The organism is Streptomyces sudanensis (assembly GCF_023614315.1).
GTDB classification, from domain to species: Bacteria; Actinomycetota; Actinomycetes; order Streptomycetales; family Streptomycetaceae; genus Streptomyces; species Streptomyces sudanensis.
Map to the genome: position 1 here is coordinate 2,090,359 of NZ_CP095474.1, position 16,318 is coordinate 2,106,676.

General features: G+C 70.4%; 13 protein-coding genes. 7 read left to right on the forward strand and 6 right to left on the reverse strand.

Annotation, left to right across the window (positions count from 1 at the left end; translation table 11 throughout):
• Window positions 1–19: 19 nt before the first annotated feature.
• From MW084_RS09650 to MW084_RS09660, 3 genes are all read left to right on the forward strand, one after another.
• Window positions 20–952 carry a pyridoxamine 5'-phosphate oxidase family protein gene (locus MW084_RS09650; protein WP_010472414.1) on the forward strand — a complete coding sequence of 311 codons (933 nt, stop codon included), beginning with the start codon at window positions 20–22 and terminating at the stop codon, window positions 950–952.
• Window positions 953–1,042: 90 nt separating this feature from the next.
• Window positions 1,043–1,240, forward strand: a complete 198-nt coding sequence (locus MW084_RS09655) for a ferredoxin (protein ID WP_010472415.1) — start codon at window positions 1,043–1,045, stop codon at window positions 1,238–1,240.
• A complete protein-coding gene (locus MW084_RS09660) occupies window positions 1,237–2,478 on the forward strand; it encodes an NAD(P)/FAD-dependent oxidoreductase (protein WP_010472417.1) in 1,242 nt (413 codons plus the stop codon). The genes MW084_RS09655 and MW084_RS09660 overlap by 4 nt, the downstream gene beginning before the upstream one ends.
• Window positions 2,479–2,815: 337 nt before the next feature.
• Here the strand turns inward: MW084_RS09660 and MW084_RS09665 are convergent, their stop codons facing one another.
• Complete coding sequence (locus MW084_RS09665; RefSeq protein WP_010472419.1) at window positions 2,816–3,280, reverse strand: cupin domain-containing protein; 465 nt, start codon at window positions 3,278–3,280, stop codon at window positions 2,816–2,818.
• Window positions 3,281–3,873: 593 nt separating this feature from the next.
• On the opposite strand from MW084_RS09665, the gene MW084_RS09670 reads away from it, so the two are divergent.
• On the forward strand, window positions 3,874–4,587 hold the full coding sequence (locus tag MW084_RS09670) for a hypothetical protein (protein WP_010472421.1): 714 nt from the start codon (window positions 3,874–3,876) through the stop codon (window positions 4,585–4,587).
• A 646-nt stretch (window positions 4,588–5,233) separates the two neighbouring features.
• The gene (locus MW084_RS09675) at window positions 5,234–5,827 is read left to right on the forward strand and encodes a choice-of-anchor C family protein (protein WP_039829566.1); all 594 of its coding nucleotides are present in this window, start codon (window positions 5,234–5,236) and stop codon (window positions 5,825–5,827) included.
• A 393-nt stretch (window positions 5,828–6,220) separates the two neighbouring features.
• Here MW084_RS09675 and MW084_RS09680 read toward each other — a convergent pair whose 3' ends face one another.
• The 3 genes from MW084_RS09680 to MW084_RS09690 all read right to left on the reverse strand — a co-directional run bounded on the left by MW084_RS09680 (window position 6,221) and on the right by MW084_RS09690 (window position 10,981).
• Window positions 6,221–7,006: a M48 family metallopeptidase gene (locus MW084_RS09680; protein ID WP_010472425.1), complete on the reverse strand. Its 786-nt coding sequence runs from the start codon at window positions 7,004–7,006 to the stop codon at window positions 6,221–6,223.
• 5 nt (window positions 7,007–7,011) lie between these two features.
• Window positions 7,012–10,566 (reverse strand): type I restriction endonuclease subunit R, encoded by a 3,555-nt coding sequence (locus tag MW084_RS09685; RefSeq protein ID WP_039829559.1) that lies wholly within the window; start codon window positions 10,564–10,566, stop codon window positions 7,012–7,014.
• A gap of 100 nt (window positions 10,567–10,666) precedes the next feature.
• A complete protein-coding gene (locus MW084_RS09690) occupies window positions 10,667–10,981 on the reverse strand; it encodes a hypothetical protein (RefSeq protein ID WP_010472429.1) in 315 nt (104 codons plus the stop codon).
• A gap of 517 nt (window positions 10,982–11,498) precedes the next feature.
• On the opposite strand from MW084_RS09690, the gene MW084_RS09700 reads away from it, so the two are divergent.
• Both MW084_RS09700 and MW084_RS09705 read left to right on the forward strand, forming a co-directional pair.
• A complete protein-coding gene (locus MW084_RS09700; protein ID WP_255130013.1) occupies window positions 11,499–12,293 on the forward strand; it encodes a helix-turn-helix domain-containing protein in 795 nt (264 codons plus the stop codon).
• Window positions 12,286–12,501: a DUF397 domain-containing protein gene (locus MW084_RS09705; RefSeq protein WP_078572172.1), complete on the forward strand. Its 216-nt coding sequence runs from the start codon at window positions 12,286–12,288 to the stop codon at window positions 12,499–12,501. Before MW084_RS09700 ends, MW084_RS09705 begins: the two co-directional genes overlap by 8 nt.
• Here MW084_RS09705 and MW084_RS09710 read toward each other — a convergent pair whose 3' ends face one another.
• Both MW084_RS09710 and MW084_RS09715 read right to left on the reverse strand, forming a co-directional pair.
• Window positions 12,502–13,713: a restriction endonuclease subunit S gene (locus MW084_RS09710; protein ID WP_010476574.1), complete on the reverse strand. Its 1,212-nt coding sequence runs from the start codon at window positions 13,711–13,713 to the stop codon at window positions 12,502–12,504.
• Window positions 13,703–16,303 (reverse strand): type I restriction-modification system subunit M, encoded by a 2,601-nt coding sequence (locus MW084_RS09715; protein WP_275563547.1) that lies wholly within the window; start codon window positions 16,301–16,303, stop codon window positions 13,703–13,705. The genes MW084_RS09710 and MW084_RS09715 overlap by 11 nt, the downstream gene beginning before the upstream one ends.
• Between the last annotated feature and the right edge of the window lie 15 nt (window positions 16,304–16,318).

Below are 16,318 nucleotides of genomic sequence, written 5' to 3' on the forward strand. Positions count from 1 at the left end.
AACTCGGAAAGGAAGCTCCGTGGGCACGTACCACAGCGGCGAGATCGCGGTCCAGCAGCGGGCGGGCCTCGCCACCCAGGCCGACTTCTCCCTCGGCGGCATCGGGGAGACGATCCCCCCCGTCGCCGTGGAGTTCCTTGCCGAACAGCCGATGATCGTGCTGGGCGGCGCCGACCCGGCGGGCCGGATCTGGGCCACCCAGCTGACGGGGGCACCCGGGTTCCTCCGGGTGCCCGACCCCCGCACGCTCGTCATCGACGCCCTCCCCTCCCCGGAGGACCCGCTCGCCGGGACCCTGGGCGCCGCCTCCGGCGGCGGCCCCGGCGACCCGGTCCGCGTCGGGATGATCGCCATCGAGCCCGCCACCCGGCGCCGGATGCGGATCAACGGCCGCGCCCGCCGGGACGGCGGAGGGCTGCGCGTCGACCTCGACCAGGTCATCGCCAACTGCCCCAAGTACCTCCAGAAGCGCAGCCACCACACCGCCGCGGCCGGCGAGGACGCCTCGGCCCGCACGGCCGCCGACGGCACCGCCCTCACCCCCGCCCAGCAGCGGACGGTGAGCGCCGCGGACACCTTCTTCGTCGCCACGGCCTCCGACCGCGGCGACGCGGACGCCTCGCACCGGGGCGGCAACCCGGGCTTCGTCCGGGTGGTCTCCCCCACCCTGCTGCGCTGGCCCGACTACGTCGGGAACGCCATGTTCCTGACCCTCGGCAACCTGATGCTCAACCCGGCTGCGGGAATCCTGTTCCCGGACTGGCGGACGGGCGCCGCCCTGCACCTGTCCGGCACCGCGCGCACCGTGTGGGACGAGGACGAGATCGCCCGGGTGCCGGGCGCCCAGCGGCTGGTCGAATTCTCCGTCGAGGCCGTGCGCGAGGTCTCCGCGGCGTCCCCCCTGCGCTGGACGGACCCGGTCTACTCGCGCTTCAACCCTCCGGTCGGCTGACAGGCGCAGCCGGCCCCCAGCCCCATCCGGCCGCCGCGCACCCGAGGGCACGCGGCCGGGAACGACCCTCACCGCAACGGAGCCCCAGCCATGCAGATCACCGTGGACATGAACCTCTGCCAGAGCCACGGGCAGTGCCTCTTCGCGGCGCCCGAGATCTTCTCCTTCGACGACGACGACTACCTCGTCTACGAGGCCGCGCCCTCCGACGCCCTGCGCGACAAGGCCGAGAAGGCCGCGGCCGTCTGCCCCGTGCGCGCCATCACCGTCTCCCCGGCCGCGTCGTGAGGGCCGACGACCGCGCACTGGTGATCGTGGGGGCCTCGCTCGCCGGGCTGCGGGCGGCGGAGGTCCTGCGCGCCGAGGGGTTCGCCGGCGCCCTGACCATCGTCGGCGACGAGCCGCACCTCCCCTACGACCGGCCGCCCCTGTCCAAGCAGGTGCTGGCCTCGGCCGACCGGCCCGCCGCCCCGGAGCTCCCGCTGCCGAAGGCGCTCGGCGCCCGGTGGCACCTCGGCCGCGCCGCGGCCGGCCTCGACCCGGAGAGAAGGACGGTCGTCCTCGCCGACGGCACCCTCCTCCCCTACGACGGGCTGCTCGTCGCCACCGGCTCGGCCGCCCGCTCCTGGCCGGCGGACCGGCCCGCGCCCCCCGCGGGCGTGCTCACCCTCCGGACCTGGGACGACACCCTGGCCCTGCGGGACCGGCTCGTACCGGGGCAGCGGCTCGTCGTCGTCGGCGCGGGCTTCCTCGGCGGCGAGATCGCGGACTCCGCGCGGGCCCGCGGACTCGACGTGACCCTGGTCGAGGTCTCCGCCCAGCCCCTCGAACGGGCCATCGGCACCACGGCGGGCGCGTTCATCGCGGCGCTGCACCGCGAGGCCGGCATCGACCTGCGGACGAACACCACGGTGACGGACTTCCAGGCCGGGGCCGACGGCCGGCTGACGGGCGTCCGGCTCTCCGACGGCTCCCTCCTCCCCGCCGACGTGGCGGTACTGGCCCTGGGAGCGGTCCCCGCGACCGGCTGGCTGGCCGGATCCGGCCTGGCCCTGGAGGGCGGCGTCCACTGCGACGACCGCCTGCGCGCCCTGCGCCCCGACGGCTCGGTCGTACCCGGCGTGTTCGCCGCCGGCGACGTCGCCCGGGTGCCGCAGCCCCTGGCCGGCGGGGCGCCGCTGGCCCTCGGCCACTGGACCAACGCCGTGGAGCAGGGCACCGCCGCCGCGCACGCGCTGCTCTCCCCCGACGCGCCCGAGCCGTTCACCGGCATCCCGTCCTTCTGGTCGGACCTGCACGGCGTGCGCATCCGCTCGGTGGGCCTGCCCGCCGCCGCGGACGAGGCCCGCGTCGTCGAGCACGACCCGGTGGCGCGCCGCCTGGAGGTCGCCTACCACCGGGCCGGACAGCTCGTCGGGGCCATGACCATCGGCCGTACGAGCCGGCTGGCCGCCTACCGCGCCGAGCTCCAGGAGCGGATGGCCTGCCAGGAGGCGGCTCCGGACTCCCTGACGGCCGCCGTCTGAGGAAGTCCGCCCGATCCGGGCCCGTACCCGTTTTCCCGGGGGGTACGGGCCCTTTCCTCTTCCGTCCGGAGAATTTCCCGCCGCCTGCCGTCCGCCGTCCACCGTCCGCCGTCCACCGTCCAGTGTTCGCCCTCTGCCGCCTGCCGCTCACTGCTTATTGCTCACCGCTCACCGCCGAATTCCCGGCTTCCCGGCTTTTCGATCTTCCGACTTTTCGATCTTCCAGCTTCAGGTCTTCCGGCTTTTCGAACTTCCGGCTTCCCGTACTCGAAAACCCCGCCCGAAAAACGGTTCCGCCCCGTCCGGCGGGACGGGGCGGAACCGGGACTTCGCGGCGTCAGTCGAAGTTGCAGTGCTTCGGGGCCTCGCGCTCGTAGCGCAGCGGCGTGCCGGTCGGCTTGAGGTACGTCAGGTGCAGTTCGACGGGCTCGGTGCCCTCGTTCACGCCGTTCAGCGGGAGGTCCCCCTGCTTGATGAACGAGGTGCCCGCCGGGAAGACCTCCACGTTGCAGTCCGCGCTCTTGCGGACGATCGTGCCCTTCTGCACCGTGAGGACCACCAGGCCGGGGTGGACGTGCCAGCCGGTGTCACCGCCGGGCTGGATGGTCAGGGTCTGCTCGACGACGTCGGTGACGTTGTTGACGCGCAGGTTGTGGGGCTTGACGAACTTGCCCTCGGCCGTGGTGACGGCGGTCAGGTCGTGTGCCGGGCTGGCCGTGGCGACACCGCCGACAGCGAGCACGCCGGCCGCGACCACGGTGCTCAGGACCTTGCTCTTGCCCGACAGGTTGATGAGCTTCATGTCCGTTCCCCTCCCATGCGTCCGCGACCTCGGCCACGGCGCTCGAATTCCGATGACAGGAATTCTAGAAAGAAATTCACGCCGCACACAAGATCCCACCCATTCGGTTGACCGATGGGGTCATTCGAAAACCCGATATCGGTCAAGCCGTCGAGCCGGCCACGGAAGAATCGAATACTCGCGGCACGGGTACGGGAATACCGGAGTACGAGAATTCCCGCCACTCCTGTCCGAAACGCTCTGGCCCGTAACGCTCCTGCCCGAGGCGCTCCGGTACGGGAAGCGGCCGGCGGAGCGCCCGAGAAGGGGCCGCGCACCGAGGGCGCCGCCCGCGCCGCGCGAGCGGGAGCGAAAACGGCCCGGGGCCGCCGCCCTCGCCCGCCTGTCCGCCTCGCGGCGCGGGCGGAACGCCCCCGGCCGCCGACCGGAGCGGCACAGCGCCCCGGTGCCACTCCCCCGTCAGCCACCGCCGTCGACGATCACGTGGCTCCCCGGGCCCGGGCCGGCCGACTGGCTTCCGCGTGGAGCGTTCCCCTTGCGATCAGCGGAAACCCGTTCGACAGACCGGGCCGGAAGCATCATGATCCACGCTTGTGACTACTCCCGAGCAGTTCCCGGTCCGGGCCGCCGCCCGCAACAACGCCGAGTGGTGCGCGGCGATGAGCCGATCGCACGGCCTGGCGGGCGAGTTCGGGGCTCAGGCGTGGACCGCCCCCTCCCGTACGCCCCTCTACTACCCCGACGCGGTGACGCTGGTACCGGACGCCGACCCGGCCGCGCTGGTGTCCGCGATCGACACCACCGCGCCCGGCGCCTCCGTCAAGGACAGCTTCGCCGACCTCGACCTGACCGGGGCCGGCTTCCGGGTGCTGTTCGAGGCGCAGTGGATCCACCGCCCGGCGGATGCGCCCGCCCCCGCATCGGACCTCGCCTGGGACGTGGTGGAAGACCCGGACCTGTTGCGCACCTGGGCACTCGCCTGGGACGACGGGGACGGCAACGCGGACCTCTTCCGCCCCGAACTGCTCGACGACCCCGCCACCTCCGTGCTCGCCGGACGGTCCCCCGACGGCCGCGTGGTCTCCGGGGCGGTGGCCAGCCGCAGCGACCGGGTCGTCGGCGTCTCCAACGTCTTCGCGCTGGACGGCGGCCCCGACGCGGCCTGGCCGTTCGTACTGGACGCGGTCGGGCGGCTGTTCCCCGCCCTCCCGGTGGTCGGCTACGAGCAGGGCGACGCCCTGGCGGCAGCCGTCCGCCACGGCTTCGAACCGGCCGGCCCGCTGCGGATCTGGCTGCACGCCCACTGATCGAACCCCCTCCGGAGCGCCCCGGGTCCGCTCCTCCCGGCTGATCCGCCGCAGCCGCACCACCGGTGAAACCGCCCGTCACCGCTGCCGTCCTTCCGGCAGGGGCCTTCCTCCCGGCGGGTGCCGTCACCCGGGCCGAAGTGGGCCACCCGAGGTGGGCGGCATGGGGCCTACCCGAGGCGGACCGGCGCGAGCCCACCGAAGGCGGCCGGCCCGGGCCCACCCGAGACGACCGGCGGGCGTGAAGAGGCTTCCCGGCCGACGAGGGACCGACCCGCCCGGACGAGCACCGAACCGGCCGCCACCCTCCCGGACCCGCCGGGCCACGAAGCCGTTCCGCCCGCTGCCGGGGCGTGTTCCGGCCCCGGTGGCCTGCCTTCGCCGGTCCGTGTCCCGATCCGGCCGGTGGTGTGCGGCGGGCCGCGCGCCGGTGCCCCTCCCGAACCGTGCGCCGGTGCCCCTCCCGGGTCGCGCGCCGGTGCCCGCACCGGGCCGCGGGCTCGTGGCGGAGAGGTCCGGCGCTCGCGTACGACGGGGCCCGGGAGGGCGCCCCCGCACGCCCGGCGCGACCCCTTGTCCCCCGTACGGCCCAGGCGAAAGCCTCGTGGTGCTCCACCACTTCGTCACCACTCCCCAGGAGGTACTCATGGTGGTTTCCCGTTCCCTGGCCGCCGTCGCCACGGCCGGACTGCTCGCGGCCGGGACGGTCATGGCCCTGGCCGCTCCGGCCGCGGCCGCCAGCCGGTTCGACGACGGCAGCTTCGAGTACCCGACCGCCCCGGCGAACGCGTTCACCACCGTCTCGGCCGGCCAGCCCATCGGACCGTGGAAGGTCACCGGCGGGGCGGTCGACCTCATCGGCACCGGCTTCTGGCAGGCCGCCGAGGGCGGCCAGTCCGTCGACCTCAACGCCACGCAGGCCGGCGCCGTGGCCCAGACCTTCACGACGACGGCCGGCAAGCGGTACACCGTCACCTACTCGCTCGCCGCCAACCCGGAGGGCGGGCCGGCCGTGAAGACGGGCCGCGTCCTGGTCGACGGCCAGAACTTCCAGGACTTCTCCTTCGACTCCACGGGCAAGACGCGCGCCAGCATGGGCTACGTCACCCGCCAGGTCACGTTCGTCGCCAACGGCCCGACCACGACGCTCGGCTTCGCCAGCACCGTGACGGGCGCGTACGGCCCGGTCGTCGACGACGTGCGCGTCGAGTCGTGCTGCGGCTGCGGCGACGGCTGCTAGTAGTCCCCACGACCGTGCCGGTCGCAGCCGTCCACCGACGGCCGCGGCCGGCACGGCCGTTCCCGGCGGGGGATACACCCGCCGGTGACGGGGCGGGTTCAAGCCGATCCGCCCCTGGCTGAGTCCGCCGTACAGAACCCTGTGACCCCGCCGGTGTCGCTGGTGCGAGCGCCTAATCCGCCACGCTCCGGCCCTCCGCGGAGGAGGCCGTCCGTCGGCTCGGACAGTGAGCCCGAGCGACCCGTGAGACACCCGTGGAGGTCCGCACGGAACGGTGACGACGTGACCAGTGACCTGCTCCGGTGCCGGTCAGAGGGCCCGCCTCGCGCCGCTTCCACCACTCACGTCCCATCGGAGGGGCGGCCCTGGCTCCCGCCTCGTCAACCGACGAGCTCAGGCGATGTCCCCCATCCACATGCGTCGTCCCAGCTCGTCGAGTTCCGTCTTGCGCTCCTCGTACTCGGGGAGGGCCCGGCCGAGCAGCGCCCAGAAGTCCGGGCCGTGGCCGTGGACCTTCACATGGGCGAGCTCGTGGGCGATGACATAGTCCACGAGGTGCATGGGGAGCTGGAACAGCGGCCAGCCGAGGCTCATCCGCCCCTTCTCCCGGTTGTCGGAACCGGGCCGGTAACTCCCCCAGCGCCCCCCGAGGCAGGACACGTCCAGGGCAGGCTCGGGCACCCCCATGCGGGCCGCCCACGGCTGAAGGCGCCCCACGGCCCAACGCCGTCCCGCTCGGCAGTACCAGGCGGTGAGCGCTGCCCGTCCCAGGGTGGCCTCGCAGGCCTGCGCCGCGTTGAGAACGAGCCGTCCGGCGACCAGCCGCACAGGAGCCTGCGCCGCGCGTTCATGATCGATGGCGAGCCGGTACGTACGCCCCAGGTACCGGAAGACCTCGCCCTCCATGAGGCGCTTGGGCGGGGTCAGCGGACGGGTCCGCTCCCGGAGAGCCACCTTGTCCGCGACCCAGGCCCGATGCGCCCGGACGAAGTCCACAGCGTCGGTCGCCGAACGGCCCTGAGGCACGTGCAGGGTGACCTCGGCGTCCAGCTCCACCGTGAGCGCGAACCGTTTGCGCCGGGGGCTGACACGCACCTGCAGCGCCAGACCGTCCACGGCGAGCCGGTCGCCCTCGATGAGGGCGACCGGCGCTGCGGAGTCGAGGATCGAGACGGTCACGCCGCCTATTCTCCCCGTCCCTTCGCCAGGAACGACCCCCGGTTGCGGTTGGCGTGGGCGGCGAGGTTTTCCGCGAGCGCGCGAAGGGGTGCCCAGTCCGTCCCGACGGGCAGCACCTTCCCCTCGACCAGCTCCTTCTCGATCTTGTTGGCGAGAAGGTCGATGTCCTGTCCCTGGCCTTGATATGAGGCCTTGGACATGGTGCGGGCCGCCGTCTCGCACACCGCTTCGGCCAGCTGCCGCAGGTTCACCTCGCTCGTGGTGAGGTCCGGGTTCTCCACCGCTTCCTTGTCCAGCAGGCGGTACACCACCTGCTCCAACGGCGTGAGCCCCGCCAGCCTCGGATCTTCCTCGGTCTGGCGGCGCACCTGCTCGAACAGCGGCCCGAACGCCTGAATCTGCTCGTCGAACCGGCCGGGCATCTCCCTCAGGATCTCCTCCAGCCGCTGCGAGAGCCGGGTGTACTTCTCCGGGTCCTCCCGTTTGACCCGCTCCTCCAGGTGGAAGCGCAGGGCGTGTCCCATCTCGGCCGCGGCCTCGCGCGCGGGCATGGCCCGGACCCGCTCGTCGAACAGCGGCGACACCAGCGACACGGGCGCGATCACCTGGTCGATCTCCGGGCCCTCCAGGTGCTCGGCGATCAACGCGCGCACCTTGCGCCCGTACAGGCGCAGCGTGAAGGCACCGCCCGGCGCGTCGCGGTGGAGCGTACGGATGCGCTTCTGCAGCAGGCTCCACCGGCGGGCCTCGCCTACGTAGTCCAGGCCCCGCTCGTGCGGCAGCACCCGCTCCAGCGTGGCGAGGAACTCGTGCAGCACCGTGTCGAAGCCCATGCGGACGGTCTCGTCCTCGAAGGCCAGGGCGGCGGACCGCACGGCGGCGAAGTCGACGAGATCGGCGTCGATGACACCGGCGTGCTCCTGCAGGTACCGGCGCACCTTCTCCGCAGCCGGCTCCAGGGCGTCGACCTCCACGGACATGCTGCGCATCGTGTCGTCGACGTCGGCCTTCTCGTAGTCGGCGAGCGCGCTGCTCAGATGCTCGAAGACTCCGTAGTAGTCGACGACGTATCCGATCTCCTTGCCCGGCATGGGCCGGTTCACCCGGGCCACGGCCTGGAGCAGTTCGGCGTCCCGGATCGGCCGGTCCAGGTAGAGCACCTGCTCGCGCGGGGCGTCGAAGCCGGTGAGCAGCATGGACTTGACGATCAGGAAGGCGATGGGGCTCTCGGGGTGCACGGGGTCGGGTTCGGCTTCCGGCTTGCCCGGCTGGTCCGTGGCTCCCTGGGACCACGGGTTGCCGCCGGTCCTGGCCGGGGCCTGGGGCTCGGTCACCGGGGCGCGGAAGGGCGTGGTGAGGACCCATTCCGACTCCGGTGGCAGGACGGGGAACGCCTGGTGGAACCGCTCGATGTACGCGGCCTGCCGCACCGGGTCCGTCCAATGCAGCCACTCGCGCCGCTTGCGTTCCTGGCCGGGCGAGATGACCGGCACGAAGTCGATCCGGCGCAGCAGCGACCGGAACGGGTGCGCCTGGAAGAGGTAGCGGGTCCGCCGGTCCATCTCCTCGATCGGCGTTCCGCCGACCGACTCCGGACGGAACGCGACGAGTTCGGCCAGCAGGGCGTCCCGCGCCGCCCGCAGCGCGTGGTGGTACTCGACGGCCGCCTTCCGGCTGACCGCCGCGACCTGCGCCTTGAACCCGCCGCCCGGCAGCACCGTCGTCACCCAGTGCTCCAGCATGTCCTCGGCCTTGGCCCGGATCATCGGCGTCGACTCGGCGACGTCCCTCTCCGTGGGCCACCGGTCGAGGAGCCGGCGCCGCTCCTCGTCGGTGCGGTCGCGGACGAGGTCCTCGAATCGCCGGTCCAGGCCCCGCTGGTCGAGAACCGTCCCCTCACCGGTGCGGCCCTCGTAGCGGATGCGGACGACCACGCCGTCGTGCTCGGCGTCCGCCATCCGGTACTCGTCCAGGAACCCGCGGCCGGGACCGCCGCTGAAGATCCGGCGCGTGTCCTCGGCCTGGCCCGTCATGATGGGGGTGCCGGTGAAGCCGATCTTCGCCGCGTTGGGGATCGCCTTGCGCAGGGCGGCGTGCAGCAGGTTCGTGTGGGACCGGTGCGCCTCGTCGACGAGGACGAGGATGTTCGGGGAGGTGTTGCACTCGGGGAAGTTCGGCACCTTGGGCCGCTTCGCCGCGCGCCGCTCCCGCCGGGCCTTCTCCGCCTCGTCGTACTCGGCGGGCAGGTCCCGGTCGTCGCCGTCCCCCTCCGCCTCGGCCGCGAAGGTGAACCCGCCGGCCCCGTACTTCTGGATCATCGCGAAGACGACCCGCCGACCGCCGTCCCGCAGCAGCCCCGCCATCTGGTCCGCGGTCTTGGCGGTCTCCACCTCGGACTCGCTCAGCCGCAGGGTGCCGGCGAGCTGTTCCTGCAGCTGGGTGCGGTCGGTGACCACGACCACCATGAACTCGCTCAGCCGGTGGTGCAGATGCATCCGGCGGACGAGGAACGTCATGGTGAGGCTCTTGCCGGAGCCCTGGGTGTGCCAGATGACACCCCCTCGCTCGTCCTCGGTGTCCGGGCCGCAGCGCGCCTTGCCGGTGAGCAGCTTGCGGACCGCCTTCTCGGCCGCCCGGTACTGCTGGTGCCGCGCGACGGCCTTGACGGTCCGGGCGCCGCCCGACTCGGTCGGGACGGTCATCGGGATGACGTAGTGCCGGACGACCCTGAGCAGCGACTGCGGGCGCAGGACGACGCCCACCAGCTTGTGCCGCTCGTTGAGTTTGCCCGCGCCGCCCGGCAGTTCGGCGGTGAGCGTCGCCGGGTTCTCCGGCTCGACGCTCCGCCACGGGTGGAAGTGCTCCGGGGTGGAGGTGATCGTGCCGAGGTAGGCGGTCTCCGCCGTCGCGGCCACGAGCAGCTGCACCGTGCGGAAGAGCTCAGGGACCCCGGCGGGCAGCGGCAGGCCGCCGCCGGCCCGTTCGTCGTCGGGCAGGGGGGATCCGGCGTAGTGCCGCAGATCGAGGACGGCACTGCGGATCGGGTCGGCGAGGTCCGGGCTCTTGCACTCGAAGGCGACGAGCGGAATGCCGTTCACGAACAGGACGATGTCGAGGACCGATATTTCACCGGACCGGCTGCGGACACGGAGCTGGTCGACGACGGTGAACTCGTTGCGGTCGGCAAGCTCCTCGTGCCACTCGATGTACTGGACGACGGCGGACGACCCGCCGTGCGCGGCGGACGGCCCGGCCAGCAGGTGGCCGTTGAGGAGGAGGTCGGTGGCGGCGAGGTTGGCCCGGTCGACGCCCTCACCGAGGGAGACGGACGCCAGGGCGGCGATCGACCGCTTGACGTCGTCCGCGTCCATCCACGGCCGGCCGTTGCCGGCGCGGAGGTTGATACGCCGCAGCGCCCTGGAAAGCTGGTCGGTCAGGAACGGGACGCCGGCATCGAGCGTGCCGACGTCCTTGCCGGGGACGTGCTTCCAGCCCATCGCCTCAAGCTGCGCGACGGTCGGCCGCTCCACCTCGTCCCGCTCGACCTGCAAAGCCGCCATTCCCCCACGCCCCTCGCCCGCTCACGACACCGTGCAGGTGATCCATTCTGCGTCATGGCGAGGGACTGGTAAGGGAGTTCGGGCCTCCGGAGGAGTGCGACTACTCGGGGTGATCGGCGCGAGCGGCGTCCGCCTCCAGCCGTGCGCCCCGGCTCAGCGCGACGCGGTGCACGTCGCGCAGGGACTCCGACAGGCGGGCGACGACGTAGCGGAGCTGCTCGGGGGTCGCCGAACGGTCGCCCAGCAGGTCCTCGACGTGACCGAGGAGATCCTCCGCCATGTCGAGCTGCACGCTTTCGACGTTGTCGGCGACGCGGGACACGTAACCCTCGCCGTCACCGATGAGGTAGCAGGGCTGGCCCTCGGCACCGGTCCAGGGGAGCAGCCGGGCGGCCTCGGTGGTGTACCGGATCACGGCGTGACCTCCCTTCCGTGGATGAGGCGCGGGCCGATGTCGATGCCGTGCACGGCGAGCCAGAGGGCACGGCGGCGGCCTCGCTGACGGCGGGCTTCGGCCTGGCGGCGCTCATGCGCCAGGAGGTAGGGCCGGACGAGCGGGCTGTCCTCTCCCCGGAACCGCGGCTCGGGCGCGGGAGCAGGTGCGGGATCGGGTGCGAGCGAAGGCGGTACGGAGAGGGGGTGGGCACACGGCTGGCGATGGCGGCCTGGCGGCGGCCACAAGAGCCGCAGCAGCGGGTCGAGCACCCGGGCGATACAGTGCAACACGTCGTCAACTCCTGTGTAGTTGAGGGCCACGCCCCCGGACCGTTCACGTCGGTCGCGGGGGTCTCGCACGTTCGGCTCCGCTCCGCCGGGCGCGTCCGCCCGCCGGAACTTCACTCCGTAGCGATTCCCTCACAGCGTGGGACCGACAGGGCTACGCTGACCAGGGGGTTCGAGGTGACAGAGCTTTTGTCGCAAAGGGGTTGACGATGACGAACGTCTACGGGGAGTGGCTGAAGGCGCAGCGGGAGGCGTCCGGCCTCACCCAACAGGAGCTGGCCGATCTCGCGATCATGACCCGCTCGCACATCGCCCACATCGAGGCGGGCCGCAGGATTCCGTCGACGGAGGACGCACGGCGGCTGGACGCGGCGCTGGGCACGGGGAACGTGTTGCAGAGCTTCCTGCCGAAGCAGGACGTGGCGGTCGCGGACTACTTCGAGGCGGCGTTGGCCCTTGAGCGGCAGGCGACGGTGATCCAGGAGTTCGCGCTGTCCCTTGTGCCCGGTGTTCTCCAGACTGAGGGGTACGCCCGTGCGGTTCTACGGCCGAGCGTCACCCCTCGGAGTGAAGAGGAGCGTGACAGGCTCCTCGTCACACGGCTGAAGCGAGGAATGATCCTTTCCGACCCGGTCACTCCACTGTTCTGCGCCCTCCTGGACGAGGCGGTACTGCGCCGCCACGTCGGGAGCCCGGAGATCATGGCGGAGCAACTGACTCACATCATCGGCATGGTGGAGTGCGAGCGGGTCCGCGTGCACGTACTCCCCTTCGGGGCGGGCTACCACCCGCTACTTCAAGGGATGCTGTCGCTGATGATGTTCGACGACCAGCCTCCGGTCGCCTACGGCGAGGGGGTGCTCATGGGCAAGATGCACGACTCGCCCGCCCTGGTCGAGACGTTGCAGCGCACCTACACTCTCGCCTTGGGCGACGCACTCCCCCGCAAGGAGTCGCTCGCCCTACTGAGGGCGACTGCAGAGGAATACGGGCACGATGACTGAGCGCACCATCCCGAACGCTGCCATATTGAGCGGCTGGCGCAAGTCGTCGTACAGCAGCGGGGACGGCGGCAGTTGCGTAGAGGTGCTGGACGACTATCCCTCAGGGGTCCCGGTCCGCGACTCGAAGATTCCTGACGGCCCAGCTTTGGTCTTTCGCAACTCCAGCTGGTCGTCTTTCGTCGCTGCCGTCAAAGACATCTGGGCCTGATCAGGACCTACCGCTCAGCAGATCGTCCACGAGCCCTTGCTTCGTGTTCCTCAGCTTCACAAGTTCAGCCTCTTCCACGCGCTGCTGTACAGTCACGGCCGCCAAGCGGTCAAGGATTGCGCGCTGTTCCCGTACCTCGATACAAGGGAACGGGCAGTCGCGGACGTCGTCGCCGTTGATACTGGCTTGAGAAATAGCACTCTTGGCACGCACCCTGAAGTGCTTCTTAGGCAGTGCACTACCCAGCCACATTTCGACGAATGCTGGCACAGCTCGGTCAGCTCGAACCTTACACCGCATCATGTTCGACTCAAAGACTGTCGGTTCAGTCAACTCGCGAACCGACGTGGATTTTCCAACCAGTTCCGGCGTATTCACTCGATTAATGACAATATCACCGACAGCAAGGCCATAGGAAGAGATTTCTGGCGCAGTCAACGAGACTCTCAGCAGGTTCCGAGTGAAGTCCGACGGACCTCCCCTGAAGCTGTCGATGCGGACAATAGGTGTCCCGTCGATACCATACGAAGAAGCCTGTTTATAGATCCCGTTCTGCGGTCCATACTCGATGACATCTTCGAATCGAGTAAGCTCAACACCAACGAGTTGAGCAGCCGTCACACCCTCCCGCACCTGATCCAGCTTGGCGATGGACCGCATAATGGCACGTTCCTGCGCCGCCATCGCGTTGATCACCTCGACGATCCGCCGCTGCTCGTTAAGCGGCGGAATAAGTACGGGCTGCTCCAGATAGTCCCTAAATTTAAGGTTTACTAGACCTGTGGTCTGCTGCTGGTAACGCCAGATCTCAGGTGACCGGTAAACCTTGACGAGAACCTGCACCAGAAAATCTGGATCTACGATTTCCAAGTTTGGCCGCATGGCACGGAAGAAGTTTGAGCAAGCAAACACGCGTCCATCAACATCCCCCCTGTGGAGGGCCACCCTTCCCACAGGGGTCCCCGGACCTCCACCCGATGCCTCAACGATGAGATCGCCAGTGATCAGCCGCTTTCGAGTCACCTCCTGTGCAGAAAATACCCTTGGAGCGGGCTTACTGTAGTCAATGTGGCCTTCATTATTGATATTTGTCGCCCGAAGTACATGCACGTTCGGATTCATAGAGTCCGATGGACTATCCCCCCAAGCGCCTGCAAATACCTCATCCAGGACCTTCGACAGGCGTGTCGTAACCCAGCCGCTAGCTCTCATAGCCGAGCTCCTTCAGGAATCCACTGAACCGCTCAGTAGCTTCCTCACGCAGGGCCTGAATCTCCCGCAGCGAGACCGCGTACTTGTCTGTCCACACCGTGTACGCGTCGATCAACTCCCGCCGGCGCCGGACCATATGGCCTTCCAGCTTGCCCGCCAGGTCGTCCCGCAGCAGGTCGAGCACCACCCGGCGCTCGCCCTCCGGGTCCTGCGCGTACCGCTTTCGCGCCGCGATCAGCCTCGGCGGGTCCTCGGCCAGCTTGGACGGGTCCGGCCAGGGGAACCAGAACTCCGCCTCAAGCTTCTTGATACGCGCCGCGGCCTTCGTGCGTTCCCTCTTCACGTGCGCCAGCTCCGCCAGCTGCTCCACGCTCAGCTCGACCTGTTCCCGTGTGACAGCGTCCTCGTCACCCTCGGTCTCGCCGTCCTCCGAAGCCTCCGGCTCGGCGTTGAGTTCCTTCCAGCGGGCGTCCAGCTCCGCCTTGCGGGCGTCCGCCTCGGCCAGTTCCGTGAGGAACTCCGGGACGATCGCCGCGACCACCTTGTGGTCGTACGCCTGGCGCCGCTCCGCCGCCGTGCGCTTGCGCAGCTTCCGGGTCCTGGGGTCCTGTTCGGGCGCGAGCATTGTCTCGACGTTCTCCACCCAGCCGTCGAGGACCCCGGCGAAGCCGTTCTCCGACAGGGCCAGCAGGTCGTACTTGGCCTCGTACCACCAGCCGGCCACCGCGCCCGCGAGCGCGTACCGGTCGAGCAGGCCGATCCCGCCGAGCCAGTCGACGAAGGAGTCGATGAGCGAACTCCGTACGGCCATCAGCGCCGCCTTGCGCTCCGAGGCCGTCAGGTCGGCCAGGCGCTCGTCGGTGGCGGCCACGGCCTCCAGGTGGCGGGCCTCCTCGTCCCACCACTTGGCGAAGGCCCGCCGCAGCTCCTCCTCGCGGGGCCGCGCCAGCTCCGCCAGCCGGGCGGCGTCCGGGCGCTCGCCCTCTGGGAGGAAATCCACGTACTGCGGGTCGACCGGGTCCCGTTCGGCGAACAGGTCCTCCAGCCGGATTCCGTAGGCGTCGAGCAGGTCCCGCTTGGCCTCGATCTCCGTGCGCGGCATGCCGCCCGTCAGGTGGGCCCGCACGTCCTGCGGCTCCGGCGGGGGCGTGTTGTCGACGTAGCGGCGGATGTTGAGGTTGTAGTCGTTCTCCCGCAGTTCCTCGCGCGCGACCACTCGCGCGAAGCCGGGCACGTCATCGTACGCGCGGAACGTGGTGACGATCTTCTCCGCGTGCTCGGGCAGGAGGACGTTCTGCGCCCGCTCCGCGTGGTACTCGCGGTCGGCGTTGACGAAGAGGATCCGGCCCTTCTTCTTGGCGTCCCTCCTGCCGGGCGGGCGGAGGACCAGGATGCAGGCGGGGATGCCGGTGCCGTAGAAGAGGTTCGGGGCGAGGCCGATGACCGCCTCGATCGCGTCCTTCTCAATCAGCTCGGCGCGGATGTCCCGCTCGCCGCCGCCCCGGAAGAGCACACCGTGCGGCATGACCGTGATGACCATGCCGCCGCGTCCCTCCTGCTTGGTCATCCAGAGCATGTGCTGGAGGAACATCAGGTCGGCCTTGCCGCGCTCGCTCGTCGCGCCGTACTTCGCCCGCTCGGCCTTGTGCGGGTAGTGCTCGTACGAGTAGTCCATGGAGAACGGCGGGTTGCTGAGCACGCCGTCGTACCGGTCGTCGTCGGACTTCGGGACGTGCGCCGGCTCCGACAGGGTGTCGCCGGTGCGCAGGTCGAAGCGGGTGCTGACGCCGTGGAGCACCATGTTCATCGTGGACATGATCCAGGAGCCGCTGTTGGCGTCCTGACCGGCGAAGAACATGTTCTCGGTGTCCCCGCCGTGCTCCTCCACGTACTCCTTGGCGTGGATGAGCATGCCGCCCGAGCCGACGCAGGGGTCGTAGATGCGCGTGCCGTCCTTGGGGTCGAGCAGCTCGACCATCATCCGGACCACGGCACGCGGGGTGTAGAACTCTCCGCCCTTTCGGCCGGCCGTGTCGGCGAACTCCTTGATCAGGTACTCGTAGGCGGCACCGATCAGGTCCGGGAACTCGAAGTCCTCCGTCCGCAGCCGTACCCGCCCGAAGTGGGCGATCAGCATCCTCAGCCGCTGGTCGGCGAGCTTCGCCGTGCCGGCCGTGGCGCCCGAGCCGCCGATACGGTTGAAGTCGAGCTGGTCGAAGAGGCCTCTGAGCTTGGCGTTCTGCCCTTCGAGGGCTTGGAGGGCGGGCCTCAGCCGCGTCTCGTTGATGTTGTGGGTGCCGGACGCGATCCTGGCCCAGCGAGCCTCCTTCGGGACGAAGAGGGCCCCGTCCTCGCTGTACGGCGCCGGGCGCTCCAGGTAGCCCTCCAGCCGCTCCCCGGTCATGCCCAGCACGGTCTCCGCGTGCTCTCTGATCCGCTCGCGTGCCGCCTCGAACTCGTCGTTGGCCCGCTTCAGGAACAGCAGGCCGAAGATGTAGTCCTTGTACTCGGAGGCGTCCATCGTGCCGCGGAGGATGTCCGCGGCGGCGAACAGATGCCGCTCCAGCTGCGCGAGCGTGAGCTTGGCCACGTCACCGTCTTCCCT